Source organism: Vibrio sp. GJ43-1, from assembly GCF_055808835.1.
The window spans coordinates 1,037,045-1,062,791 of record NZ_CM147885.1 but is presented as its reverse complement, the minus strand read 5'-3'; the positions used below and the strand labels follow the sequence as shown (position 1 = coordinate 1,062,791).

Genomic DNA, 25,747 nt, shown 5'->3' with positions numbered 1-25,747 from the left:
ATATTGACGCTAAAAGTGCCGAGCGTTACGAATCCACTTGAACCGTTTGTTATGAGCACTAGTTGCACATGTATACAAAGTGCTCATCTTGATGTGTAACCCTGAAGCCATATCGTTCATATAGGCTGTGGACTTGATTACCCACAAGGTAACACAGAGTTATGGGTTGCGACTTGGCTTTGCTAATACAGTCTTTGATAACAGCACTTCCAATACCCTTACCTTGATAGTCTGGAAGCAAAAAGAAACGACCGAAGTAGTAGCCACCGTCTTGTGATTGCAATAAGTAGCTGCCGATTCTCTTACCATTGAGTTCCATTATTGTAGGTTTAGCCTGAGACCATTCAATTTCGTGTAAGTGACGCTGAAATGATTCGTCCCAACCAAAAACACGTGACACCGCCTCGTATTCTGCCGCTTTCTTTAACTCGAACAAAAACTCGAAGTCATTACTACATGCTTCCCTTTCTGAGTACTTCATTTTCCCGCAGACTTCCTTTCTTGCGTGTGCTCATAACGCCCTGCTAAGTGGCGCTAACGATTAACTTACCAAGCGCACTTAACTTCAAACCAAAACCGCCAAGCTTATGGCGTCCACTTGAGTAGTTTGTTAGTTGCCTACGCCCTATTCTCTTATTTGCACCAAGGTGCTCATTGCTTGCCGCAAACTAAATTACTACCACCACGCCGTGCTTGATAGCTGACAGAACTGACATATTTCGATTAATGCGAGTTGGCGCGAAAAAGACACCACCGAAGTCACTGAAAAACGGGTTGAGGAAGATGTGACTTTCGTTGCCCACGGACGGACAAAAAAAGCAGTGCCGCGAAACCTCGAGGGCTAAAGCGAATGACTCTTTCGCGCTGCCACCGGAAAGAAAGTTAAGCCGTGGGGCTTGTCGCTGCATAGCTAAAGAGACAATGATTTGACCACTAAATTTCTGAGTGCAACTAACGCCTTACTAAGCGGCGCTTGCGACTAACTAACCAAGCGCACGCAACTCCAAACCAAAACCGCCAAGCGTATGGCGTCCGTTTGAGTAACTTGTTAGAAACTCACTCGCCGTGAACGAACGTCTTACAACACTGACAAAGCAACTACTGCCGTTAAACTCAAAGCAACTGGGTTGCTGCACGTTGCTCTTAACTAGAGCATACTTTCAACATTGTTTACACTTGAGGTTTGCTAGAACAAGCTACCCGTATAACTCTCGGTGAAGGTAATTGCCACTAGAACAACGAGTTGGATGTGACCAAATACAATGGCATATTACCCTTGCGCCAAAACTAAATGGCGACAACACCAAAGAAACTGCGATGACCAACACGAATTTGATGCTTAGATTGTGCTCTCCGCATCAGCGAACGACGAACCAATTACTACCATTTGCTTTATGTTCCAGCAACCTTTCTAACGCCCTGCTAAGTGGCGCTAACGATTAACTTGCCAAGCGCACTTAACTTTAAACCAAAACCGCCAAGCTTATGGCGTCCACTTGAGTAGTTTGTTAGTTGCCTACGCCCCTATTCTCTTATTTGCACCAAGATGCTAATTACTTGCCGCAAACTAAATTACTATCACCAAGCCATACTTGATAGCTGACAGAACTGACATCTTTCGAATAATGCGAGTTGGCGTGAAAAAGACACCACCGAAGTCACCGAAAAACAGGCTGAGGAAGATGTCACTCCCGTTATTCACGGACGGACACAAAAAGCAGCTCCGCGAAACCTCGATTGTTAAAGCGAATGACTCTTTCGCGCTGCCGCCGGAAAGAAAGTAAAGCAGTGGGGCTTGTCGCTGCATAGCTAAAAGGACAATGATTTGACCACTAAATTTCTAAGTGCAACTAACGCCCTGCTAAGTGGCGCTAACGATTAACTTACCAAGCGCACTTAACTTCAAACCAAAACCGCCAAGCTTATGGCGTCCACTTGAGTAGTTTGTTAGTTGCCTACGCCCTATTCTCTTATTTGCACCAAGGTGCTCATTGCTTGCCGCAAACTAAATTACTACCACCACGCCGTGCTTGATAGCTGACAGAACTGACATATTTCGATAAATGCGAGTTGGCGCGAAAAAGACCCCACCGAAGTCACTGAAAAACGGGTTGAGGAAGATGTTACTTTCGTTGCTCCCGGACGGACACAAAAAGCAGTGCCGCGAAACCTCGATGGCTAAAGCGAACGACTAATTGGTGCTGCCACCGGAAAGAAAGTTAAGCAGTGGGGCTTGTCGCTGAATAGCTAAAGGGACAATGATTTGACCACTAAATTTCTAAGTGCAACTAACGCTTTATAGACGGACTTATTCCGTACTTTCTCGCACGCTACCGCCTTCTATTATCATAGAATTATTCTATGTTAGAGCATTACTGCTTTAAAATCAGCCAGCTAGTGATTACTAAACTTGTTGCTCATCACAAAAGCTTGAGTTTTTCCGTATAAGTTCGGCTTTTGTATCCAAATCAAAAGAACTGTGTATAAAAACAGTATTGCGCACAGTGATGAGGGTTGACGAACCTGCCGTCTAGTCGGCAAAAAAGGATTGATAGTGGAGGGATAGGACTGAAGTCAGTGAGTGATAACAAGATATCAAAAACTAGGCTCTATTCCAGAGCCTAGTTTTTATGTTGAATATGCCGATTAAAATCGTTTAGAAACCACAACTGTGAATGCGATGAATGCGATACCAAGTAGCATTATTTCGCCTTTCCCGCTTTCAAAGCCTGCTTTCACACCCATAAAGGCGACTATCGCGATGGCGAAAGGAATAACGTATTTCACCAAACCGTACCAAACATGAAACAGAGGAAATGACACTTCACCATTATTGGTGATTTCATTTTCTAAATCTTTTTTATCCAATCTCCAACCTAAGCAAAGATACAAATAAACATGCCGCATACCGCTAAGAAAATCTTGTCGGTAAGTAAGTCAAAAATATCAAAAACACCAGTATCGAACAGTGTGGGACCAATGCCACCTAGCGATAATGATGACAACGTACACATACTAATCATTGTTATACTAGAGACAAGCACTGCCTTTGCGCGTGTCATGTTTTTTTCGTCAATCAAGTATGAAACCGCCACTTCTAATAATGATACTGAAGAAGTCAGCGCTGCCACACTAAGGCCTACAAAGAAAAGTAACGCAAATAGCAAACCTATTACACCGCCCATTTCTGCGAACAGCTGCGGTACCACAACAAAGACTAACCCCGGACCAGCCGCAGGCTCCATACCAAATGCGAACATCGCTGGGAACATGGCAATACCAGCCAACAATGCAACCCCACTGTCCATTGCTACCACCATCGCGGTTGTTTGTACTAGGTTTTCTTTTTTCTTTAGATAACTACCGTACGTCACCATACAGCCTGTGGCTAAGCTCAAAGAGAAGAACGCTTGACCAAGTGCCGCTAATACAACGTTGCTGTCTACTTTTGAAAAGTCTGGGCTAAATAAAAACTCCAGTCCCGCACTTGATCCAGGTAAAGATAATCCCTTTACTGACACTACAATCAAGATGATAAACAGCATGGGCATTAAGATTTCACTGAGCTTTTTCAATGCCACCAGAAATACCCTTCATGACAATGAGAACGTTCAATATGAGATAAGCACCCATCCACATTAATGGTTCTAGTGGTGTTGAAATAAAACCGCTAAAGCTGTCACTGATTAATTCAGGAGTGTTAAGCAGCCCCGTTGCGACTTTGTAGACGTAAGCGATAGACCACCCCCTACCACAGGGTAGAAGCCCATGATCAACAAACCACTCACCACGCTAATGACACCAGTAAATGTCCAACGTCGATCCGTTGTTTTGAATGCACCAACGGCTGACTTTTGGGTATGTCGACCAATAGCAAATTCCGTCAACATCACGCTAAATCCGATGAAAATAACAAAAGCTAAGTAGATAAGAACAAACGCCCCACCCCCACTTTCACCAGCGGTATACGGGAATTTCCAAATATTCCCAAGTCCGACCGCGGAACCAGCATGGCGGCCATAACAAAGCCAAGCTTTGATCCCCATGTATCTCTTGATTGTGAAAGGTGACTTGCCACAACATCTCCGAAAGTAATGTTAAAAAATAGATGAATTTGATTGTGTTTCTGAGCAGTAATGAAAGCGACGCGTTGTGTGATCACGCGTCACTAGAAAAAGCGCTGCGTATAGTAGGAAGAGAGAGTGGCAAACGAAACCGTAGAATTACGGTATTAACATCAAAAAGTGCGAAAGGGACGCACTCATTCAATGCCAAGATATTTTCATCGCTCGGAAAACGGCAACTGCGGCTCAAAAAAAAGCAGTCGCCGGAGCGACTGCTTGATAACGACCAATTTAACGTTACATCGTAGGAAAATTGAAGCGACTAGCGTGCTCTTCCAAACGCACGCTGGCAGGCCATCGGCTTGTCACAGTTTTCATGCGTGTATAAAAACGAACACCGTCGCCACCGTGCATATTTAGCGGTCCAAAGATAGAGCGCTTCCATCCGCCAAAACTGTGAAACGCCATGGGTACGGGCAGTGGCACATTCACGCCAACCATCCCGGCAAGCACTTCTTCTTCAAACTGACGAGCGGTTTCACCGTCGCGAGTAAAAATCGCCGTGCCGTTACCGTACTCATGCTGATTAATCAATTCCAGTCCGGTGGCGTAATTGGGCACACGGACGATGGCGAGTACCGGACCAAAGATTTCTTCTTGGTAAATGGTCATCTCTGGCGTGACATGATCAAACAAGGTCGGTCCCACAAAATAACCTTGCTCGTAGCCTGAGATTGTCAAATCTCTCCCATCAACCAACAAAGACGCGCCTTGCTCAACCCCATTTGTGACAAGGTCACAAATCTTTTGTTTATGCGGCGCAGAAATCACCTAGCCCCATGTCATTTTCTTTACCTTCAACAATACCCGGCCCCACTTGCATCGTTGCTATTTGGGTTCGTAATTTATCAATTAAGCGATCCGCGGTTTCATCTCCCACCGCGACCACCACCGATAACGCCATACACCGTTCTCCCGCCGCGCCGTAAGCCGCGCCCATAATGGCATTAGAGGCCATATCTAAATCCGCATCGGGCATCACTAAGCAATGATTCTTGGCACCGCCTAATGCTTGGCATCGTTTGCCGTGCGCAGAAGCCGTTGCATAAATGTATTCTGCTATGGGCGTTGAGCCAACAAAACTCACCGCTTGAACACGTTCATCCGTCAGCAGAACATCCACTGCTTCCTTATCCCCTTGAACCACGTTGAATACACCGTCAGGTAAACCCGCTTGCTTAAGCAAGAGCGCTAGCTCGACTGCCAGAGAAGGGTCCTTCTCTGACGGTTTTAATACAAACGTGTTACCCGTCGCCAACGCAATCGGAAACATCCACATTGGAACCATTGCTGGGAAATTAAACGGGGTAATACCAACGCAAACCCCTAAAGGTTGCATGAGTGAGTGGCTATCCACCCCTGTCCCCACATTAGAAGAGTGTTCGCCTTTTTGTAAATGCGGAATGCCACATGCAAACTCCACCACTTCAAGCCCACGCGCTAGCTCTCCAATAGCATCCGAATACACCTTTCCATGTTCACTAGAAATCAAACGAGCCAAGCGTTCTAGGTTCTCTTCCACTAACGCTTTAAAGGCAAATAATACTCGGGCCCGTTTTAGTGGCGAGGTTTTCGCCCAGTCGGCATAAGCATGTTGAGCGGCTGCAATCGCGTGTTGGGTTTGCGCCTCATCGCTCAGTCTAACCTGCTTAGTCTGCTGCCCTGTCGCGGGGTCAAAAATGGGAGAGATACGGTTAGACTGCGGTTCACCAACAGCATCATGAACTGCACCATTAATAAAGTTAAATACGGTTTCCATAACTGCGTTCCTTAATTTGATACCAATGTAGTGGATTCTGTTTGTAAAAGGCTCTGCACTGAATTTGAATTCGGCTCGTTCAATTGGCGCTCACGCCATGCAGTAATTAATCGTTGGTAGTTGGTTTTTACTTGAGCGACGAACTCATCATCCCCTATCTCATTCGATAACCATAAGCTAGACGGTAGACCAAAGAGAGTGCGCCCCACTGCAAAGCCTTTAACAAGCGAGCAATCTGCCGCTGCGTTAAAACCCGCTTTTACCTCATCGATCGGCGCATCTAAACCGAGAATCAACACTCCTCGACAATAAGGATCATTTTCATGGACGATTCGTTCTACGCAACGCCACGAAGAAGGTGACAATGGTGGCAATTTCCACCAATCGGGTTTGACATCGATTGCATAGAATTGCTGCAATAACGCAACATAAAACTCATCATTTGATTCACAGCCTTTCGGTAAGATAACTTCAAGAAGCAGTTCATGCCCCGACTGGCAACAAGCTTGGTACACGTCCTTCACCGTCTTTTCCTGCGCGTGACGAAGCGTCGGCTCGTCATCTGGATGACAAAAAACAAGACATTTCACCACATGATCCACAGGCCATGAAAGGAGTTGTGAACCAATATTCCCATGCTCAAGTTGCAGCGGTCGAGAGCCCGGAAGTTCAATGGGCCGACCTATCCACACCCCTGTTCCTGTCGCCGCATTCAGAACCGACTGACCGAATCGGCTGTCGCAAAGCACACCCGACTGCTCGGCTAGCCCTTCCTCAGCAGAGACCTCTTGTGACGCACGGTAGATCAACGCTTTTAGCGGGGCGATTTGAGACCGATCTGCCCCCGTATCTAGAACCATTTGTTCAAATTGACTGCGATGATCAAAAGCCAGAACACATAAATCGTTCCAGTGTTTTTTTCGAGTCGTGACACGATGTAAGTGGTTTAAATGCTGGTCTTGATCAGGACGCGGTACGCTTGATGCCCTGAGTAAGTAGTTGTCGAGCTCCTCTTTCGTTGGCATCGCTGGCGCGCAACCATGTCGAGATACCACCAAAGCGCCACAGGCGTTGGCATAACGACAAGCGTGCTCCCAACCTTCATTATTGAGATAACCACGCAACAGCCCGGACATAAACGCGTCGCCTGCGCCTAAAACGTTAAGGACATCAACACGCACCCCTTCAATCGTGATACCGTCATCAAGGCACTCAGGTATTTCGTTTGTAAACACAGAGCATCCTAATGCACCTCGTTTACATACAAGATCGGCCTGACTCACACGCCGTACTGTACGCAGCGCCTCCACCGTGTCCGTTGATCCGCCCGCGATATGAAACTCTTCTTCCGTACCAACAATCACATCGAAAAGACCCAGCACGTGCTGCAACTGTTGTGTTACTTCATCGGATCCAATAAAGCGCGTTTCTCCGTCGCCTAATGCAGTTAAACCCCATAATACCGGACGATAATCAATATCGAGCACTGTCTTAACATCATGTTTTTTCGCATAGTTTAAGGCCAGCAGTACCGCATCACGCGTTCGTGGGTGGGATAAATGTGTCCCGGTAATGGCTAAACATCTTGCCGAGGCAATATAGGATTCAGAAATATCGTCCACACTGATCGCCATATCTGCACAGTTATCTCGATAAAACACCAACGGAAACGTCTCTTCGTCCTTAATCCCCAGCAACACTAATGCCGTTAACCGCTCTTTATCAGTAATTAGGTGGCTTGTATCAACGCCGACAGATTGCAATTCTTGGCGTACAAATCGTCCCATATGTTCATCACCCACTCGAGCGAGCATGGAAGACTTTAGCCCTTGCCTAGCCGTGCCAAACGCAACGTTGCCAGACGAACCACCTAAGTATTTTGCAAATGTACTCATTGATTCTAACGGCGAGCCTATTTGCTCCCCATACAGATCAACCGCGACTCTACCCAAACAAATTAAATCCAGCGTTTTATCTTCCAACTTCATATTTCTATTCCCTACGACTAAGCGTTCATTTCACTCACTGCGCTTTAGCGGTTCCAATAGCAACAACAGTGTGTGCTGTTTTACCAACTGAAAAGATGATCAATCAAACAAAATGAAATTAGGTTAATGAAGAGAACGATCATTCTGTTTTACTCTTTATATGAAATGTATGTTCTAAAATCAAAGGAAAACGAAATATTTAATCCAAATGAGTGATCACGGTTACATTACCGGCTTGTCATTAGACTTTAGTCTTACGCTAAAAAATGAAAAAATAGAAAAAATTTTCCAACTCTTTTTTCATCGAATTATTTTTGTAACCCAAATTCTTTAGCCAATCTAAATCAATAACTTAGAGATAAAAACAGAAACAACCTTGATATTTTACCTTTATTTATCATCAAGTTATAAAACTGCGACATATCACAAAAATTAACACCTACAAGATCTATGTAACAATTATAACAATTGTGCTCACTATCTAATGGCAAAAATAATTTTCTATCTATATAGTTATCAGCGAAACAAATGAAAAATATTTATCATTTAAAATACACAATAAATATCACCCTTTAATGGAATAAAAAGACCCAATTTATAATGCCTATTCATTAATCGTCGACATTACATTGTGAAACGTCCCGTGATAGGCAGTAAAAGTGATAACAACAAGGAGACAGTCAATGTCATCAAAAATGAACACTCTTTTTCAATGTGTAACCCGCTTCTCGCATAAGATTGCTTGCTATCAAGAGACCACTAAACGAGTGGTAAAAACGGGCCTCGTTGCTATTGGTTTAATGAGCCTTGTCGCGTGTGGCGGAGAAGAGAGCAAAAGCGATGTTGTGACAATTGGCGTCGCCATTCCTAACTTTGACGATACTTTCTTAGTCAATATGAAAGACTCAATGACCGCCTATGCAGAGAAGCAAGACAATATTGAACTCATCTTTGTCGATGCTAAAGAAGATACGGTTAAGCAGCTCGGTCAGGTACAAAACTTCATCATCCAACAAGTCGACGGCATTATTTTGGTGCTTGCAGTAAATACCGATGCAACGCAACCGATGACAGACAAAATATTGGATGCAGGGATCGAATTGGTTTACCTCAACCGACGCCCTTCTTACCTTCCAGAAGGAGTGGCTTACGTCGGCTCTGAAGAGCTGCAATTTGGTAAAGAACAAGCGAAGTACGTCGCCAATAAAAGTGATGGTGGCAACATCGGTATTTTGATGGGCATGATGACCATTGAAGCCGCGATCCTTCGAACTGAAGGTGTCGAAGATTATTTCCAAGACAAACCTGACTTCAACATCATTCGTAAGCAAACCGCGTTATGGCAGCGCTCGCAAGCCATGGTCGTGATGGAAAACTGGATCAATTCGGGCGACAAACTTGATGTCATCATTGCCAATAACGACGACATGGCGCTGGGTGCTATTCAGGCACTGCGTGCCGCAGGCAAACTTGATGACACCATTGTGGTTGGCGTGGATGCAACGCCAGATGGATTAATGGCGATTGAAAGCGGCGCACTGGATGCCACCGTGTTCCAAGACGGCGGTGGTCAGGCTCGCGGCGCGATCGACGCAGCACTCAATGGCATCAAAAAACAACCGCGTGAAAAAATCACATGGATACCTGCCGAGCTTGTCACCAAAGACAACCTTGCTGAGTTCAAAGCTAAACAAGGTTAACGTCACCTTTACTCATATGTTCTATGTGCTGTCTTACCGTTCAAGTAGAACTAGCGCATAGAACATTTCAAACGGAGCTGTAATTATGAGTCAAGCCCTCTTGGAAATGCGTGGTATTTCTAAATCCTTCCCTGGAGTTAAAGCCCTCGATAATGTGCAACTGACATTAAGAAAGGGGCGCGTCATGGCCTTAATGGGCGAAAATGGTGCCGGAAAATCCACCCTAATGAAAGTGCTTTTTGGGATATATCAACGAGACGATGGCACCATTCGCTATCAAGGAACTCCCGTCAACTTCACCTACGCTAAAGATGCGCTTGAGTCTGGAATTTCGATGATTCATCAGGAACTGTCCCCTATTCTTCACCGCAGCATTGCTGAAAACATTTGGTTGGGTAGAGAGCCCACTAAGGGGCCTTTCAATCTCATCGACCATAGCAAGATGTACCGTGATACCACCACGTTATTGGAAAAGCTGGATTTACACTTAGACCCTCGCACGCCCATGAGTGAACTTACCGTTGCCACCATGCAAATGATCGAGATTTCAAAAGCGATTTCCTATCACTCTAAGATCATCATTATGGATGAACCCACTTCTGCTTTAACGGGCAAAGAAGTTGACCATCTGTTCGAGATCATTGAATTACTCAAATCCCAAGGCGTCGCAGTGGTGTATATCAGCCACAAAATGGATGAGATTTTCCGTATTTGTGATGACATCACCGTCTTTCGAGATGGCAATTTCATTGGTGAACGTGAAGCGGCTTCCACTAACAACGACGAACTCGTTCACATGATGGTAGGACGCGATCTTGGTGACGTTTATCCGCCAATCACGGCTAAACCAGGCAAAGTGAGATTAGACGTACGAAACCTCTCTGTTGAGGGTCAGTTCAGTGATATCAGCTTCAAGCTTCATGAAGGCGAGATCCTTGGAATAGCCGGACTGGTGGGCTCTGGTCGCACCGAACTGATTGAAACGCTGTTTGGAGTGAGAAAAAAAGACGTAGGCGAAATTTGGATCAACGGTGACAACGTTGAAATCAAAACCCCTACCGACGCCATCAACCACAAGATGGCCTTTCTTACCGAGGATCGCCGCCATTCTGGTCTGTATTTGATGTTGGATATTTTTGCTAATACCTCCATTGCTCACCTTGACGCTTACCGCCATAAGGTCAGTAATTTACTTGATGTCAGAAAAATGCAGAAAGACTGCTCAACGCAATGCTCGTCACTCAAAGTGAAAACCCCTGGCATGTCTGAAGCCATTGATAATTTAAGCGGTGGCAACCAACAAAAAGTATTGCTGGCTCGTTGGATGCTAACCAAGCCAGACATTCTGTTTCTCGACGAGCCAACACGAGGTATCGACGTTGGTGCAAAATCCGAGATCTACAAACTGATGCGTCTGCTCACAGGCATGGGGAAAAGCCTGGTCATGATCTCATCAGAATTACCAGAAGTGATTGGCATGAGTGATCGCATTCTCGTCATGCATGATGGTCAATTCAAAGGCGAACTGGATGGTCACGAGGCCTCTCAGCAACAAGTCATGTCATTAGCGTTCAATTAATACGTGTTTAATTGGCACCGCAAGCTAGCCCAACCTATCAAGGAAAGTAGTTATGATAGCTAAACTTCTTCAAGCCACGTCGGATCAACCGAAAACTGGCAACAAAACTCGTTTTATTTCCAAATACGCCATCTATGTCGTCTTTGTCGCCATGTGCGTGGTCATGAGCATTTTATCGCCGGTTTTTCTCACCGTCGCTAACTTACTCAATGTAATGACACAGATGGCCAGTATCGGTCTACTTGCGTTAGGCGTCACCATCATCATCATCACCCGCGGGATAGACTTATCTTCAGGTTCGGTGTTAGCGGTAGCAGCCGTGGTATCAGCCAGTACCGCGCAAACCCTCGACTGGGGCATGAGAATGTACCCAAACTTGCCTGAACTGCTGGTTATTGTGCCTATTTTGGTCGCGCTCGGTGTGGGGGCTTTTTGTGGCTTAATTAACGGAGCACTGATCGCTTACACGGGCATCCCACCATTTATTGCTACCTTAGGCATGATGATCATCGCTCGTGGCGCTGCGCTTTTATATTCAGACGGTCGCCCTATCAGTAGCCTAATCGATTCCTACCAATGGATAGGTCAAGGTAGCATTGCGGGTATTCCAGTGCCTGTGGTGATATTCCTCGTCATGGCGCTATTTACTTATTTGTTACTCAATTACACCCGATTTGGCAAATACGCTTACGCCATCGGTGGTAACGAAACCGCCGCCTATGTGTCAGGGATTAACGTGACAAAATACAAAATCCTGGTCTATGTCTATGCAGGTTTCCTCGCTAGTATTGCAGCCTTAATTCTGACGGCTCGTATTAACTCCGGGCAACCTGGATTGGGTAACATGTACGAACTTGATGCGATTGCGGCAGCAACGGTAGGCGGCGTATCGCACGCTGGCGGAATTGGTACCATTCAAGGCACGATTGTCGGCACGATGATCATGGGTGTACTGCAAAATGGTCTCGACCTACTCAATGTTTCCGCTTACTGGCAACAAGTCGTCAAAGGCTTGGTGATTGTTGTCGCGGTTATCTTTGATATGAAGCGCCAGAAGAAAAGCAAATAGCCGTCATACAACTCACTCTAGATACACCGTTACCACAGAAGATTGAATGTAGGGACCTCCCCTGAGGTTTTCCGTGCCACGAAGTGTCCTGCTATCGTGGCTTTTTTTTATTACGGTATGGCAAGCTCACGTTGACGAATACGCGACACCTAAAGCGGTGACTGTGACTAAAGGGAGGCGTTGCCAAAAATGACGATGACGAAAGGTGACTGATGCTAAAAAGCCGAATTAATACAAAATCTAGAGTTAAAAATAATGAAGTAATGAAATAAGTGTTTCATTTCTGTTTTCGCTATTTCACATCGGTGAATAGCTCTGTACTATAGTCATTCACCAAGCCAGCTGCGTCTGGCGTAGACATTCTAAAGGTATTTATTATGGGTTCTGCAAGCAACCTTAGCGAACTTGAAAGCCAAATTCGTCAACAACACAGTAAGTTAAGCAAACGCTTGCAGCAAGTCGCCCACTACGTTCTGGAAAACCCCAACAGCATTGCCTTCGATACCGTCGCCGTTATTGCCAAAGCCGCCGATGTTCCCCCATCAACATTAATCCGTTTTGCGAATGCGTTTAATTACAGTGGCTTTAATGAACTGAAACAAATATTTCGTCAACACCTGGTCGATGAGACAACCAGCTACACACAGCGGGCAAAGTTAGTCAAAGCGCTCAGTGACGATCACCCTAGAGAAACACCCTTGGACATTTTACATGAGTTTGCTAACGAAAATTCCCAAGCCATGCTGCAGCTTGCTCAGCAAACATCGCCCGAAAAGCTTCAGCAAGCACTCGACATTTTAGCCAGCGCTGACAACATCTATCTCATTGGGCAACGCCGTTCTTTCAGTGTTGCTTCCTACTTTACTTATGCGCTGCGCCACTTAGAGTGCCGAGCATTTCTGATTGATGGATTAGGAGGTATGTATGAAGAACAACTTAGTATGGTTGGAGCAAACGACGCCGTGGTTTCAATCAGCTTTTCGCCCTACGCTCAGGAAACCGTCAATCTAAATAAATTAGCAAGTAAAGCTGGGGCGAAGCAAATCATGATTACCGACAGTCTAGTCAGTCCGTTGGCGGAGTACAGTGACGTATGTTTTGTCGTGAAAGAGGCGAAGGTTGACGCTTTTCGCTCACAGTCCGCTTCGTTATGTTTAGTGCAGTCCATCGCGGTCGCGCTCGCATTTAAACAAGGCAGCACTCCTGAAAAATACGTGCTGCCAAATCGATAAGAATTAAAGAAGCACCGTTTTACCTGTTTGCATCGACTCTAAAGCCGCCTCGGCTAGTACCAAGGCGCGTTCGCCATCGTTGCCATCACAGATAGGCGTTGCTTTTCCTGCTAGAACATCGACAAAATGGGCCCACTCGGCAATGTAAGCTTGCTCATATCGCTCTAAAAAGAAGTATTGTGGTTTTGCACTAACACAACCACTTTCACCCCAGTGCTGAACGAGATCTTCTTTCATATTGCCCACTTGTAGTAGCCCTTTCTCACCATGCAGTTCCATACGTTGATCATAACCATACCCAGAGCGACGACTGTTTGAAATAGTGGCGATAGCACCTGATGGAAAATTCATGACAATAACCGCAGTGTCAATATCCCCAGCCTCTCCGATTGCTTTGTCTACCATACAGCTTCCGTGAGCGGTAATAGCGATAGGATCCTCGCCTAGAATATAACGAGCCATATCAAGGTCATGAATACTCATATCACGAAACATACCACCCGAGGCTTTAGCATAGTTGGCAGGAGGGGGAGAGGGATCTCGCGAAGTAATCAGTAATGATTCTGCTTTTCCAATCACACCAGCGCCAAACTGCGACTTAAGCTTTTTGAATTGCGGATCAAATCGACGATTGAATCCAACTAGCATAGAAACCGGGGTTTTCGCCAGCACTGCCAAACAATCTCGCACACGGCTGAGCTCCAAATCTATCGGTTTTTCACACAAGATAGTTTTACCATTTTGTGCTGCAAGCTCAATAAAATTGGCATGAGTATCCGTTGCAGAGCCTATACACACCCCATGTACATCTGGGTCTAGCATTGCCTCCTCTATTGTTTGGATCTTTGCATTATATTGCAGAGCCAGTTGATTGGCTCCCTCAACATAAGGGTCTACTATCGAATACAGCTTGGTGTCAGGATGATTATGGATATTGACGGCGTGTACTTTACCAATACGGCCCGCACCAAATAAAGCAATGTTAAACATACTAATTTCCTTGCCATGTCACGTACGTCATTACTGAACGTAAGCGTTAAAAAGATAAATGCGAATACCGCATCCATGAAGCCTATTATTTCTCGTCTTCGCTCTTCAACCCTACGCTTACTAATAAACCGCAGTCCAAAAAATACGCATCAACAACGACAAGATGAAAAATAATTATCACACAAAGTTACCTTAAAACCCCCTAAAAACCTACCAAAAAACTCACACAATGCCTAGTTCAATGTAAATACTGATGTGTAGTCACATAAAGAGAAAAAGGAATTGGAAAATATTTATCACGCGATTGAAAATAGAGTTTACTCTGTTAAACGCCACCGACGAAATCGAACGTGGATAGCAAGATGACGGCTCATAACTATAGAAGGATAATTTATGCGTTACGCATTGCATGGAATGTGCTCATTGCACAACAATATTGTTAGCGATATTCGTCTAGCCAAAGAGACTGGCTATGACGGTCTAGAGATTCACACAGAGAAACTATGGCGTTACATCAACGCTGGCCTCACTAGCCAAGAGCTAAAAACTCGCCTACAAGATGCTAATATCGCTCCTTCCGCTATTGATATTATCGGGAGTGTCGAGAGCACAGGCAGCGCTGCGCAAAAGCAGCTTTTCAAAGACACCGAAATTCTATGTCAGTTTGCTAAAGATATTGGCGCACCAACCATCCAATTAAACGCATTCGAAGCGCTTACTGGACTATCCACTGAGGATAACATCCGAATTACCGCTCAAAATATTCGGAGCATCGCCGACATCGGTAAAGAACATGGCATTCGCTTTCAATATGAAGGCGCGGCATGGACGCCAATTGCAACATTGAAACACTACTTCCAGCTGCACGATGCGGTAAATCGCGATAATTTTGGTTTTGTTTTAGACACGTGGCATTTTTGGGCGTGTCGTGGCGCGACACCGGAAGACATCGCGAAGATTGACGCATCTCTAATCTACAACGTCCATATATCGGATGGTCACCGCCCTGATATAGGCGCACCTTGGGTTGATGAAAAAGAACTGCGTAACTGCCTAATAGGACAAGGGGAGATCCCTCTACAAGAATGGACAGCGGCGATACAAAGCACGGGGTATGATGGGTTCTACTCTGGGGAATTTTTAAATGACCAGCTGTGGGAAGGCGACCATTACGACACGGCGACGAGTATGCTTTTCGGCATGAAACGTCTATTTAACTGATCTGAAAAAAGTGCGACCAATCCTCAATAAATTGAAAGCATAAAAAAAGCCGATGAATCATCGGCTTTTTCATATTGAGGTGAGCGAAATATTGTCCCCCTCACGCTACTTAATTTCTCGGCACATTAAGCTAACGGCTAATGTCTGAGCAAGATACATTGAAGAGCTCAAAGAACGAAAGCCCATCACTTCGCCCTCCTCTACCTCAAAACATACGTCCATTTTACTGCCGTGCGCCATCATCTGATTATCCGCAATAGCAATAATAGGAACGCCTCTGTCGTGCGCGCATTCAATCACGTTACTCGTTTCCATCGCATACGGTGCGAACGTCACTGTAAAGAGCACATCTTTCTCATTCATGTTACGTATCATCGGCGTTAGCATGCCACCGTGATCATCTAACAGAACCACGTTATTATCCGATTTCATCAACGCATACCAAAGATAGAACGCCACCGGGTACGCTCGGCGCATCCCTTGGATATAAATGGTCTCAGCTTGGTCCATTAAGCTGACAGCACGTTCTAATTTATGAGGCGAGACTGATACTTGCAGTTTTTCTATCGCATCCACATTCGCCGCACAATAGTCATTGAAGATCGCGGTAGGTGATTCAGGTCGATATGTGTCTTGGTCTCTTGCCTTGCGCACTCGGTCTTTATAATCACGAGGTCTGTTTAGATACTGATCACGAAACAACGCCTGCATGTGGCTAAAACCGCTAAAGCCCATTGCATTGGAAAATCGACTGAGTGTCGATAACGGGACATTGGCTTGTTCCGCAATCGTTGCCATCGTTTCAACAGCGACCATCATTGGTTGAGCCAACACATAATCTGCCACTTGTTGTAACCGTTGGCTAAGCGTGTCGTAACGCTTTACGATCAGCTCTTTTAGCGAATCTAAATCAGCAGGCACTTGAAGAATTTCCGTAGTTTCAACTTCCATACCCTACATCTTTCCTGTTTTTCTGGTGTTATAAAATCAATAATACCCCAAGGCTCAGCACTCTGGGGTATTAATTCTAAGATAAAAGCTCAAAGTTTCGTATTGCTTCTTCTTTCACGTATGGCATCGCTTTTTGCATGAAGTAAATACGGTCAAATTTTTCAGGCTCATCATTCATATAACCACGTAAATTGTTGCCAAGAGCCTGCCTCAAGCAGGTACCGATATTGAACTTTGAAACCCTGCTGTGCTTGAGTTTTTCCATATCTTCATCACGAATTCCACTGGTTCCATGAATCACTAATGGAATAGGCACTTCAGCGGCGATCCGGTCAAGCAAACCAAAATCAATGGTGCATGTTGGCTCCGTCAAACGGTGGATATTTCCTACAGAGATAGCCACACAATCGGCACCACTTTCGCGGGCGAATCTCGCGGCGTCTTCCGGACTCGTATCAATCGTTTTAATATGCTCTCTACCTTCATCATAAGGTACCGACCCTATTTCACCCTCTACCGATGCGCCAAGCGCATGCGCCACATCCGCGACCTTACGAGTGCGTGCAATATTCTCTTCTAAGCTAAGCTGAGAGCCGTCAAACATAACAGAACTAAAACCCGCTTTTAGCGCTCGAAACACGATGTCTTCTTCGTAAGTATGATCTAGATGCAAACACACTGGCACTGTGCTTTTGGTGGCGAGACCCAGAAACATCGCAGCCGCGGTTTCGACGCCATAAAAATCCACCACGTCTTTATTACATGCCAAGATCACCGCTTTGTTCACTTCTTCCGCCGCTTCCACAACGGCGCGCGCATCCTCAAAGCCAAAAACGTTAAAACACGGTACCGAGTAATTAGACGCTGCAGCGTCAGGCAATAAATCGTTTAAATTAACCAGCATAACGTTCCCCTTATTTAAACTTGGCTATCATGTCCTTGATGCCCGGAATGGTCTCAACCTGATACTCATGGTGAGGGTCAAAGTGTTGAACTAAAGACTTCGAGGTTTTACCCACGATGATAGTGAAGTAATACATTTCATAGCCAGGCGCCGCGACGCTAGGGTGATAACCCTTGTCTATCGCAATCACAGAGCCCGTTCGAACGTGGTACACCGGGCCAAAGTCGTCTTCATGTTCATAAAGGAACTGAGCGCCAAAACCAAAGTCAGGGTTGAAGCGGAATTGGTACACTTCCTCATACAGCGTTTCTTTGCTGCCATCTTCTTTGATGCGGTCTTCGTCATGTTTATGCGGTGGGAAACCCGACCAACCACCAGCGCCGACAGTAAACAACTCGCTTACGAGTAAACGTCCGCGTTTATCTGCATTACTTTGACCCAAAACGTGTTTGATTTTACGGTGTGTTTTTGTGTCATCAGAACCGTACTGAACCATTTCCACTTCGTCTGCTCGTACACAAAACGGTTCTAACGAGGCATCAAATTTACCGCCTGCAATCATCACGTCCGCGTCCTCACTGACACAATCGATAGTTGCGGTATAGCCCAGAGGAACATAGACAGACTCTGGTTCACCATCCCAAACGGTTCGTCGTTTACCAATATTATCAAACACCTGTGGTTCATCGCTGCCATTACTCACCGTAATACAACATGTGCCACCCGCGAGAACAATCACAGATTCATAGCCTTCAACGGTATGGATATGTTGCTCGCTCTGGCTCAAACGTACTTGGTTAAAATAACAAAGCGGGGTGACGTCATCATTCACATCGACAATCGGCTGGTTTTGGTTGTTGAACGGGGGTATATGCTTACCCATATTTCTTTCTCCTCTATCGTTGAGTCGTCTTCGCCACTCAACATAATTTTTATTGTTTCACTCATTACGGACAAAAATGCCGGGTCGAGATGGTTGCAATCCATAGTGTCTTATTACTATAAAAATACCGACCCGGCTGACTTACACCCTCGTGATAAATGAAGGTTCAAGCCCAAAGCGTTATGCTCTACTCTCTACAAAGTCGAGCAACTGTTCTTTTGTTGGCATGGCTTCTGTACAACTGGTACCACTCACGTTAATGGCCGCCGCCGCGGTTCCATGACGAACACCGTCCTCTAGTTCACCGCCGTTCACCAAGGTCCAAATCAGTCCACCTGCAAATGAATCACCAGAGCCAAACGGTTTGTTTGCTTTCACTCTAAAAATGCCTTGCTCAAATTTATAGCCATCTTTGCAATACACTTTAGAGCCCAGCTCGCCCGCTTTGATCACAACAACCTGCGTGTTTTCACGTAAAAAACGCTGCGCGGTTTGGTCATCATCTTTGTTGCCTGGTGCAAGGACGGTTTCCATCATGTCGAACTCTTCACGATTACCAATCACGATGTCAGACAAACCTGCGGCAATGCCGTAGTAAATCGACGCATCCACATCGGTGCGCCATGAATAAGGACGATAATCCACATCAAGAATCACCACCGTGCCGCTTCTGCGAGCATGTTCCATCGCGATAAGCGTGGCTTCTCGGCTTGGGCTTTCAGATAGCGCAGTACCCGTTACCACCAGTGTTTTTGAGCTGGCAATATAGTCCGCACTCACTTGCTCTGGCTTGATAGTGAGGTCAGAGGCGTTGTTACGATAGATAAGAACCGTACAGTCACTGGGCTTCATTTCAGTAAACGCCACCGAGGTACGAGAACCCGAGTCATCCGTCATCATGCCGTCAAGGTTAATACCCTGCTCTTGCATGTAGCCTTTGACGTAGCCGCCAAACGCATCATTGGCAACACAGCCAATAAACCCGGTTTTACCGCCCAAGCGGCTAATCGCCACCGCAATGTTTGCTGCTGATCCGCCCACAAATTTGTTGAAACCGGTAATGTCGGCCATGTCGGTATTAAATTCACGCGCATAAAGGTCAACCCCAGCGCGACCTAACACGATGGCGTCGAGCTTGCGATCCTGAGGGAGTGCAATCTTAGTCATAGTGTTTCCCTATTAGTTGTATTCTACCCAAGCCGCATTTTGGTCTGCAGACTCCACACACTTCTCGCATAAACGAACCCCCTCGATACCAGCGTCAATGCCTGGGAACCAAATCTCAGACAAGGCATTTTGGTCATCACGATCAGCGGCATCAAAAGCCAGTGCAAAACGGTGATAAAGGTTCGCCCAAGACTCAAAATAGCCTTCTGCATGACCACCGCCAACGCGATTCGCTGCCACACCTGGTGCATCTTGGTGCAAGTAACCCATGCCACGCTCTAAGATGCGCGACGGCTCACCTTGGACTTCTAATCGAAGTTGGTTGGGCTGCTCATCCCACCATTCAATCGACGCTTTTGAGCCGACGATTCGGATTTTCTGTTGGTGCATAGAACCTGCATTCACCGCTGATGCCCAAAGTGTCCCGACCGCGCCGCCTTTAAATTCCATCATGACGTGCGCATTATCTTCTAACGGCGTGCGTGACTTAATGAAGCTTTGACGCATGCAAGACAAGCGGTCGACCTCTAAGCCTGTCATCACTTCGCACAAGTAAAAGGCGTGGGTGCCAATATCACCTAACACATAAGTTGGGCCTGAAACTTCTGGGCTAACACGCCATTTCAAACCTGGATCGTTGAGTTCATATTCTTCATTGTGAAACCCGTGAGCAAATTGCATGTTGATGACGCGAATGTCACCTAAATCACCACGCTGTACCATTTCACGCGCTTGCTGAACCATAGGGAAACCGCTGTAGCCGTACATCACACCAATGACACGGTTGTTTTGAGCGGCGATGACTTTTAGCTCTTCTGCTTCTTCTGAAGTAAAAGTGATCGGTTTTTCACAGACCACATGAAGATTGGCTTCTAGAGCTGCTTTGCAGATTTCATAGTGCGTTGAGTTTGGTGTTGCGATAGACACCGCCTGAATGCCATCTTCACGCTGCGCTTCCGCAGCAAACATTTCTTTATAGTTGGCGTAGCAACGATCGCCAGCTAAGCCCAAGTTGGTACCAAAGTCACGGCAGCGATCGGCGTCAAGATCAAACGCTCCAGCGACTAATTTGAACAAACCATCACGCTGCGCAGCATTGCGGTGGGAATAACCAATCTGACTACCACGTCCTCCACCAATCATTGCCCAGCGTAGAGGTTGTTCAAAGCGACGTTCTTCATTAAACATAATTTTGCTCCGTTACCTGATACATCCGATCACACGGATGTATCGTGGTTAAGTTATTGAGATTTTGTAATATTCTTTTTAAACACCGCGACGCTGACTGACGCGACCTTCTTCCCAGTCGGCCACTTTCTTGGCGGTCTCTTCATTGCGAGTCACTTCAGGAAGCCCAACTTCCCACCAACAGTCACACTTAGACCAAGCAGCTGGAGAAACCGGGTCAATATCAACAACAATGACGTAAGTGCGGTCCGCTTCTTTTGCTCTTGCAAACGCGGCATCAAATTCAGTAATTGAGGTTAACTTTTCGCTTATCGCGCCTTGTGCTTCAGCGTGCTTGGCAAAATCGACGCGAGCCAACTCACCATCTGGTCGACGACAATCTTCTAGCAAGTTATTAAATGACTCGTTGCCCGTGTTGTTTTGTAGTTTGTTGATAACGGCGAAACCACCGTTGTCACACACTACGACAATCATTTTGTGCCCAGTTAGCACTGACGAGTAAATGTCCGAGTTTTGGATTAGGTATGAACCATCACCGACAAGAACCACGACATCATTATCAGGGTTGGCAATTTTAGCGCCCCAGCCACCCGCAATTTCGTAGCCCATGCAGGAATAACCAAAGTCGATATCAAATTTACCAATTTGGTAGTTTTGCCAGTTCATCGAGAGCTCGGCGGGTAAGCCACCAGCGGCAGTCAGAACGGTGTCACCCTCTTCCATACTGTGATTAAGTTTGCCAATTACCTCAGCATAAGAAGAGGTACCCGCCAGTAATTCACCGTCTTGTGGGTGGGTGCGGCGGTGAACCAACGCTTTCCACTCATCCGCTTCTGCTTTGGCTTTCGCAGCCCACTCGTCACTTGAGCGCCAGTCCGCCAACAGGCCTGAAAGCTTGTTCATACAGGTTTGTGCATCACCCAACACTGGGTGTGAACGGTGTTTAATCGCATCAAATTTAGCCACGTTGATGCTAATAAGTTGCATATCTGGGTTTTTAAATACGCTCCAAGAACCAGTGGTGAAGTCTTGTAAACGCGTACCAATGGCAACCACCACGTCGGCTTCATTCGCCATATGGTTGGCAGAATTAGAACCTGTCACACCAATAGGCCCAGCATTCAACGGGTTGTCTTGCAGCATAGTGGCGCGACCAGCAATGGTTTCCACCACTGGAATATTGTGCTTAGCAGCAAATGCCGCAAGTTCATCGGTCGCCAATGAGTAATGCACCCCACCACCAGAAATAATCAGTGGTTTTTTCGCTTGAGTTAGAATCGCTTTCGCTTCTTCAAGCACAATCATTTCCGGCTCAGGGCGACGGATTCGGTGACATTTTTCAGCAAAAAAGACTTCTGGGAAATCATAAGCCATGCCTTGGACATCTTGAGGCAAGCCAAGGAAAACTGGACCACAAGTTGCTGGGTCAAGCATGGTATCTAGCGCTTGAGGTAGCGTATGCATCAGCTGTGAAGGCGACAACACACGATCCCAATAACGAGTAAGAGGTTTGAACGCGTCGTTAGAGGTGACCGATGGATCTTCAAAGTTTTCTGGTTGCTGAAGCACAGGGTCTGGTAGACGACTAACGTAAGCATCACCCGAAATAAGTAAGAGAGGCAGACGGTTAGTATGAGCAATACCCGCTGCAGTGACCATGTTCGTTGCACCAGGTCCAATTGAGCTCGTCGCGATGCCAATACGTTGGCGTTTATTCGCTTTTGCATAAGCAATGGCCGCGGTCGCCATGGATTGCTCGTTTTGACCACGCCACGTCGGGATTTGTTCTTCGATATTCTTAAGCTGCTGACCAAAACATGTCACATTGCCGTGACCAAAAATGGCAAAGGCAGCACCAAACAGTTGCTCTTCTTTTCCATCGACTACAATTTTCTGCGCTGCAAGGTATTTCGCTAGGGCTTCAGCAACAGTTAGGCGTACAGTTTTCATCTTCTTCCTCGATATTTCTTACACGCAATTGGTACATTGCCGTGCCAATTGCGTATTCCATATATGTCGACTTTTGGGCTTATTGTTGGGTTCCCCTTCAATAAGCCATTTTTTATTACAAGCCGTATTTATTCGCGTAGCCTGTGATGTTCTCGTACGCGGTTTTTGCAAACGTTAGTGGATGTGCTTTAGCCGGGTCTTGCTCGGCTTCGACTAATAACCAGCCTTCGTAGTTACGAGCTTTAAGCGCCGCAAACACGTCGTCATAATTCACATCGCTCGGTACCTGGAACGGTAAACACGCCATCAAGCACTGCATTTAGGAATGATTTGTCTGCATCACGCGCCGCATTCATCACTTCAATACGCAGATCTTTAAAGTGCATATGACCAATACGGTGACCCCAGCGCTCAATAATATTGACTGGATTACCACCACCGTACGTGATGTGACCAGTATCCAAAGTGAGGTACACAGAATCACCCGTCAGTTCCATCAAGCGGTTGATGTCTTCTTCTGTCTCAACAATCGTGCCCACGTGGTGGTGGAAAGACAGTTTGATATCGTGCTTGTTTAATAGGTAGTCAGCGACCGTTGTCAATTTGTCCGCGTACGTTTTCCACTCGTCATCCGTTAAAATAACGCGAGATGACAATGGCTTAGTAATATCACCATGAACCGTATTGCTCACTTCACCGTAAACCATCGCTTTACAGCCAGCCGCTTTAAGTAGGAGGATGTGACCTTGCATTTCTGCAATTTCTTCTTCGGCGGTTAATGTCATTAAATTGCCACTGAACCAACCAGACGCCAGCACTAAATTGTGGTTTTTAAGCAGTGGAATAAGAACTTCTGGCTCTCTTGGGTATTTTGTCCCTAGCTCTGTGCCAGTAAAGCCAGATTCCGACATTTCACTCAAACATGTCTCCAACGGGATTTCGCCACCAAGCTCTGGCATATCATCGTTTGTCCAAGTTAAAGGACTAATTCCATATTGAACTTTGCTCATGTTCGTACTCCAAAAATGTTTTTATAAGTTAAATGTAATGAGGTCCGTTATTTTCTAATCACTGCAAATGCGTATGTGATAGAAAGGTTGACCGCACCAGTTTGCTTCACTGGGGACCAATATAATCTAAAAAACACAACATGAAAAATATTTTTCACTCGAAATGAATTAATGGAAAATTTAAATGAAAGTTGAAAAAAGCTAGGGTTTTCGCGGGCTAAAGGGGAAAAGTGGCACAGATCACACTTGCAATATATTGGATTAAATCAACAACTTAACACCACCATGACATTCGATAAATATTTTCCATATGTTGATCGAGTTAACATTATAAAACAATGGGTCATTTAATTTATAGCCCTATTTAGCCTGAGGCTTTATGATTTACCTCGTCGCCAATATGAAAAATATTTATCAAACGTATTTACAATTATTATTATATTCGCTGGCGACTTATTGAATCCGATACGCTTACCCTACATTCATTGGTTGATCGGATAGCTGCCCACACTGCCTTATTTGATGGTTAAGTTAGTGCCGGGTCTCATACAAAGGAGCATGTAATGTCACCTAACTCTGAGACACAGTCTCATAAACACAATATCGCCTATATCGTTAGAATTTGTTGTATCGCCGCATTAGGAGGGATCTTGCTCGGCTACGATACCGCCGTAATATCAGGTGCTATTGGACCCATTAGAGATTATTTCGGTTTAACACCAGCGCAGACTGGCTGGGCCGTATCAAGTGTTGTTCTGGGCAGTATCATTGGCGCGGTATCAGCGGGGACCGTTGCTCTTAAATATGGACGTCGAAGCGCATTATTCTTATCAGCGGTACTATTCATTATATCCGCCATTGGTTCTGCCATTGCTCCCACTTTTACCATCTATGTATTATTAAGAATCGTGGGCGGCGTGGCAGTTGGCATCGCTTGTGTGGTTTCTCCAATGTATATGTCGGAAGTCGCGCCTAAAGATTTTCGAGGACGTGCGGTCAGTATGTTCCAACAATCTGCTGTGATTGGTCAAGCCGGCGTCTTCTACGTTAACTACCTAATCGCCAAAGGCATGTCTGAAGCTTGGCTGGTTGATGTCGGTTGGCGCTGGATGTTGGCATCAGAGGTATTGCCTGCAGCATTATTTGGTTGCTTACTGATCATGATTCCAGAATCGCCACGCTGGCTTGTATTGAAGGGCCAACTTGGTAAAGCAAAAGAAACCCTTTCCCGTATATCAAACCCTGAACATGCTGACCGTGTTATTCTTGATATTCAAAAATCATTAGTGCCAGCAAACGCATCAAAAAACAGCAAAATCAGCCTACGCTCACCGCTTCTATTTTCAATTTTAGTCATTGGTACCTTTGTTGCCGCCGCGCAACAACTGACTGGTATTAACGTCATCATGTACTATACACCTGAAATTCTAAAACCTATCGCGGGTGGTACTGAAAACGCGTTATTCCAAACAACGTTTGTCGGCATTGTTTTCATTCTTGGTAACGCACTAGGTATGTACTTAATCGATAAAGTTGGTCGCTTACCACTAATGAAATACGGCACGCTTGGCTGTGCATTGGGCATGACGATTGTGGGCTATGTCCTCTACACCGGAACAGAAGGCTACGCTGCTTTATTTGCCTTGTGTTTGTATGTGGTGGCTTATGCGACGTCGTGGGGCTGCGCATGCTGGACCATGATTTCTGAAATATTCCCGAACAGCATTCGTTCACGAGCGATGGCTATCGCGGTTGGTGCTCAGTGGTTTACGGGATTCATCGTCACTCAAAGCTTCCCTATGCTCAATGAAAACCCGTATCTAAAAGAGAACTTCAATGGCGCCTTTGCTTTCTGGGTATTCGCAGCATTGTCACTGATTTGTATGGTGATTGTTGTTAAATATGTCCCTGAAACTAAAGGGGTTAGCCTTGAAGATATGGAAAAGGTCATGGCTAAAAAGTTAGGCAAAAAAGCGCCAGTTAAGACAACTGAAGCAACTGTATAAATCACACAACCATCGTAATAACAGGC

The 25,747-nt window shown here is 45.7% G+C and carries 18 protein-coding genes and 2 pseudogenes; 7 read left to right on the top strand and 13 right to left on the bottom strand.

Features of this window, described 5'->3' with window-relative positions:
* Window positions 1–58 precede the first annotated feature (58 nt).
* On the bottom strand, window positions 59–481 hold the full coding sequence (locus tag AC0L66_RS22095) for a GNAT family N-acetyltransferase (RefSeq protein ID WP_473569408.1): 423 nt from the start codon (window positions 479–481) through the stop codon (window positions 59–61).
* Window positions 482–1,224: 743 nt separating this feature from the next.
* Between AC0L66_RS22095 and AC0L66_RS22090 the strand changes: the two genes are divergently transcribed.
* Window positions 1,225–1,443 carry a hypothetical protein gene (locus AC0L66_RS22090; protein WP_473569406.1) on the top strand — a complete coding sequence of 73 codons (219 nt, stop codon included), beginning with the start codon at window positions 1,225–1,227 and terminating at the stop codon, window positions 1,441–1,443.
* Window positions 1,444–2,646: 1,203 nt separating this feature from the next.
* Here AC0L66_RS22090 and AC0L66_RS22085 read toward each other — a convergent pair.
* The 3 genes and pseudogenes from AC0L66_RS22085 to AC0L66_RS22075 form a co-directional block, all read right to left on the bottom strand.
* A pseudogene (locus tag AC0L66_RS22085) lies at window positions 2,647–4,021 on the bottom strand (sodium-dependent transporter).
* A 340-nt stretch (window positions 4,022–4,361) separates the two neighbouring features.
* Window positions 4,362–5,883, bottom strand: a pseudogene (locus AC0L66_RS22080) (CoA-acylating methylmalonate-semialdehyde dehydrogenase).
* 11 nt (window positions 5,884–5,894) lie between these two features.
* Window positions 5,895–7,871 carry a bifunctional 5-dehydro-2-deoxygluconokinase/5-dehydro-2-deoxyphosphogluconate aldolase gene (locus AC0L66_RS22075; protein ID WP_473569405.1) on the bottom strand — a complete coding sequence of 659 codons (1,977 nt, stop codon included), beginning with the start codon at window positions 7,869–7,871 and terminating at the stop codon, window positions 5,895–5,897.
* 683 nt (window positions 7,872–8,554) lie between these two features.
* On the opposite strand from AC0L66_RS22075, the gene AC0L66_RS22070 reads away from it, so the two are divergent.
* The 4 genes from AC0L66_RS22070 to AC0L66_RS22055 all read left to right on the top strand — a co-directional run bounded on the left by AC0L66_RS22070 (window position 8,555) and on the right by AC0L66_RS22055 (window position 13,451).
* Window positions 8,555–9,571 carry a sugar ABC transporter substrate-binding protein gene (locus AC0L66_RS22070; protein ID WP_473569403.1) on the top strand — a complete coding sequence of 339 codons (1,017 nt, stop codon included), beginning with the start codon at window positions 8,555–8,557 and terminating at the stop codon, window positions 9,569–9,571.
* 85 nt (window positions 9,572–9,656) lie between these two features.
* The gene (locus AC0L66_RS22065) at window positions 9,657–11,150 is read left to right on the top strand and encodes a sugar ABC transporter ATP-binding protein (protein WP_473569401.1); all 1,494 of its coding nucleotides are present in this window, start codon (window positions 9,657–9,659) and stop codon (window positions 11,148–11,150) included.
* Window positions 11,151–11,202: 52 nt separating this feature from the next.
* The gene (locus AC0L66_RS22060) at window positions 11,203–12,219 is read left to right on the top strand and encodes an ABC transporter permease (RefSeq protein ID WP_473569399.1); all 1,017 of its coding nucleotides are present in this window, start codon (window positions 11,203–11,205) and stop codon (window positions 12,217–12,219) included.
* Window positions 12,220–12,596: 377 nt separating this feature from the next.
* Window positions 12,597–13,451 (top strand): MurR/RpiR family transcriptional regulator, encoded by an 855-nt coding sequence (locus AC0L66_RS22055; RefSeq protein ID WP_473569397.1) that lies wholly within the window; start codon window positions 12,597–12,599, stop codon window positions 13,449–13,451.
* A 3-nt stretch (window positions 13,452–13,454) separates the two neighbouring features.
* Here AC0L66_RS22055 and iolG read toward each other — a convergent pair whose 3' ends face one another.
* On the bottom strand, window positions 13,455–14,441 hold the full coding sequence (iolG, locus tag AC0L66_RS22050) for an inositol 2-dehydrogenase (RefSeq protein WP_473569395.1): 987 nt from the start codon (window positions 14,439–14,441) through the stop codon (window positions 13,455–13,457).
* Between the two features lie 393 nt (window positions 14,442–14,834).
* On the opposite strand from iolG, the gene AC0L66_RS22045 reads away from it, so the two are divergent.
* Entirely contained in the window at window positions 14,835–15,662 is an 828-nt protein-coding gene (locus AC0L66_RS22045) for a sugar phosphate isomerase/epimerase family protein (RefSeq protein WP_265676816.1), read from the top strand.
* Window positions 15,663–15,767: 105 nt separating this feature from the next.
* Here AC0L66_RS22045 and AC0L66_RS22040 read toward each other — a convergent pair whose 3' ends face one another.
* The 8 genes from AC0L66_RS22040 to iolE all read right to left on the bottom strand — a co-directional run bounded on the left by AC0L66_RS22040 (window position 15,768) and on the right by iolE (window position 23,715).
* The gene (locus AC0L66_RS22040; RefSeq protein ID WP_265676817.1) at window positions 15,768–16,613 is read right to left on the bottom strand and encodes a MurR/RpiR family transcriptional regulator; all 846 of its coding nucleotides are present in this window, start codon (window positions 16,611–16,613) and stop codon (window positions 15,768–15,770) included.
* Window positions 16,614–16,689: 76 nt separating this feature from the next.
* Window positions 16,690–17,517: a class II fructose-bisphosphate aldolase gene (locus AC0L66_RS22035; protein WP_473569393.1), complete on the bottom strand. Its 828-nt coding sequence runs from the start codon at window positions 17,515–17,517 to the stop codon at window positions 16,690–16,692.
* A 10-nt stretch (window positions 17,518–17,527) separates the two neighbouring features.
* Window positions 17,528–18,400 (bottom strand): 5-deoxy-glucuronate isomerase, encoded by an 873-nt coding sequence (locus AC0L66_RS22030; RefSeq protein WP_265676819.1) that lies wholly within the window; start codon window positions 18,398–18,400, stop codon window positions 17,528–17,530.
* 180 nt (window positions 18,401–18,580) lie between these two features.
* Complete coding sequence (gene iolC, locus AC0L66_RS22025) at window positions 18,581–19,567, bottom strand: 5-dehydro-2-deoxygluconokinase (RefSeq protein ID WP_265676820.1); 987 nt, start codon at window positions 19,565–19,567, stop codon at window positions 18,581–18,583.
* A 12-nt stretch (window positions 19,568–19,579) separates the two neighbouring features.
* The gene (locus tag AC0L66_RS22020; RefSeq protein WP_265676821.1) at window positions 19,580–20,755 is read right to left on the bottom strand and encodes a Gfo/Idh/MocA family protein; all 1,176 of its coding nucleotides are present in this window, start codon (window positions 20,753–20,755) and stop codon (window positions 19,580–19,582) included.
* A 78-nt stretch (window positions 20,756–20,833) separates the two neighbouring features.
* Complete coding sequence (gene iolD, locus AC0L66_RS22015) at window positions 20,834–22,705, bottom strand: 3D-(3,5/4)-trihydroxycyclohexane-1,2-dione acylhydrolase (decyclizing) (protein ID WP_428794333.1); 1,872 nt, start codon at window positions 22,703–22,705, stop codon at window positions 20,834–20,836.
* A 115-nt stretch (window positions 22,706–22,820) separates the two neighbouring features.
* Window positions 22,821–22,979, bottom strand: coding sequence for a hypothetical protein (locus tag AC0L66_RS22010; protein ID WP_473569391.1), 159 nt, complete (start codon window positions 22,977–22,979; stop codon window positions 22,821–22,823).
* Window positions 22,969–23,715 carry a myo-inosose-2 dehydratase gene (gene iolE / locus AC0L66_RS22005; protein ID WP_473569389.1) on the bottom strand — a complete coding sequence of 249 codons (747 nt, stop codon included), beginning with the start codon at window positions 23,713–23,715 and terminating at the stop codon, window positions 22,969–22,971. Before iolE ends, AC0L66_RS22010 begins: the two co-directional genes overlap by 11 nt.
* Before the next feature lie 563 nt (window positions 23,716–24,278).
* On the opposite strand from iolE, the gene AC0L66_RS22000 reads away from it, so the two are divergent.
* Complete coding sequence (locus AC0L66_RS22000; RefSeq protein WP_473569387.1) at window positions 24,279–25,721, top strand: sugar porter family MFS transporter; 1,443 nt, start codon at window positions 24,279–24,281, stop codon at window positions 25,719–25,721.
* The last annotated feature ends 26 nt before the right edge of the window (window positions 25,722–25,747 follow it).

Bases quoted from the DNA above. Each gene is read 5' to 3' on its own strand.
- iolE (WP_473569389.1), bottom strand. From the start codon at position 23,715: ATGAGCAAAGTTCAATATGGAATTAGTCCTTTAACTTGGACAAACGAT.
- AC0L66_RS22030 (WP_265676819.1), bottom strand. From the start codon at position 18,400: ATGGGTAAGCATATACCCCCGTTCAACAACCAAAACCAGCCGATTGTC.
- AC0L66_RS22070 (WP_473569403.1), top strand. From the start codon at position 8,555: ATGTCATCAAAAATGAACACTCTTTTTCAATGTGTAACCCGCTTCTCG.
- iolC (WP_265676820.1), bottom strand. From the start codon at position 19,567: ATGACTAAGATTGCACTCCCTCAGGATCGCAAGCTCGACGCCATCGTG.
- AC0L66_RS22095 (WP_473569408.1), bottom strand. From the start codon at position 481: ATGAAGTACTCAGAAAGGGAAGCATGTAGTAATGACTTCGAGTTTTTG.
- iolD (WP_428794333.1), bottom strand. From the start codon at position 22,705: ATGAAAACTGTACGCCTAACTGTTGCTGAAGCCCTAGCGAAATACCTT.
- AC0L66_RS22055 (WP_473569397.1), top strand. From the start codon at position 12,597: ATGGGTTCTGCAAGCAACCTTAGCGAACTTGAAAGCCAAATTCGTCAA.
- AC0L66_RS22060 (WP_473569399.1), top strand. From the start codon at position 11,203: ATGATAGCTAAACTTCTTCAAGCCACGTCGGATCAACCGAAAACTGGC.
- AC0L66_RS22020 (WP_265676821.1), bottom strand. From the start codon at position 20,755: ATGTTTAATGAAGAACGTCGCTTTGAACAACCTCTACGCTGGGCAATG.
- AC0L66_RS22065 (WP_473569401.1), top strand. From the start codon at position 9,657: ATGAGTCAAGCCCTCTTGGAAATGCGTGGTATTTCTAAATCCTTCCCT.
- AC0L66_RS22040 (WP_265676817.1), bottom strand. From the start codon at position 16,613: ATGGAAGTTGAAACTACGGAAATTCTTCAAGTGCCTGCTGATTTAGAT.
- AC0L66_RS22035 (WP_473569393.1), bottom strand. From the start codon at position 17,517: ATGCTGGTTAATTTAAACGATTTATTGCCTGACGCTGCAGCGTCTAAT.
- AC0L66_RS22045 (WP_265676816.1), top strand. From the start codon at position 14,835: ATGCGTTACGCATTGCATGGAATGTGCTCATTGCACAACAATATTGTT.
- AC0L66_RS22075 (WP_473569405.1), bottom strand. From the start codon at position 7,871: ATGAAGTTGGAAGATAAAACGCTGGATTTAATTTGTTTGGGTAGAGTC.
- AC0L66_RS22000 (WP_473569387.1), top strand. From the start codon at position 24,279: ATGTCACCTAACTCTGAGACACAGTCTCATAAACACAATATCGCCTAT.
- iolG (WP_473569395.1), bottom strand. From the start codon at position 14,441: ATGTTTAACATTGCTTTATTTGGTGCGGGCCGTATTGGTAAAGTACAC.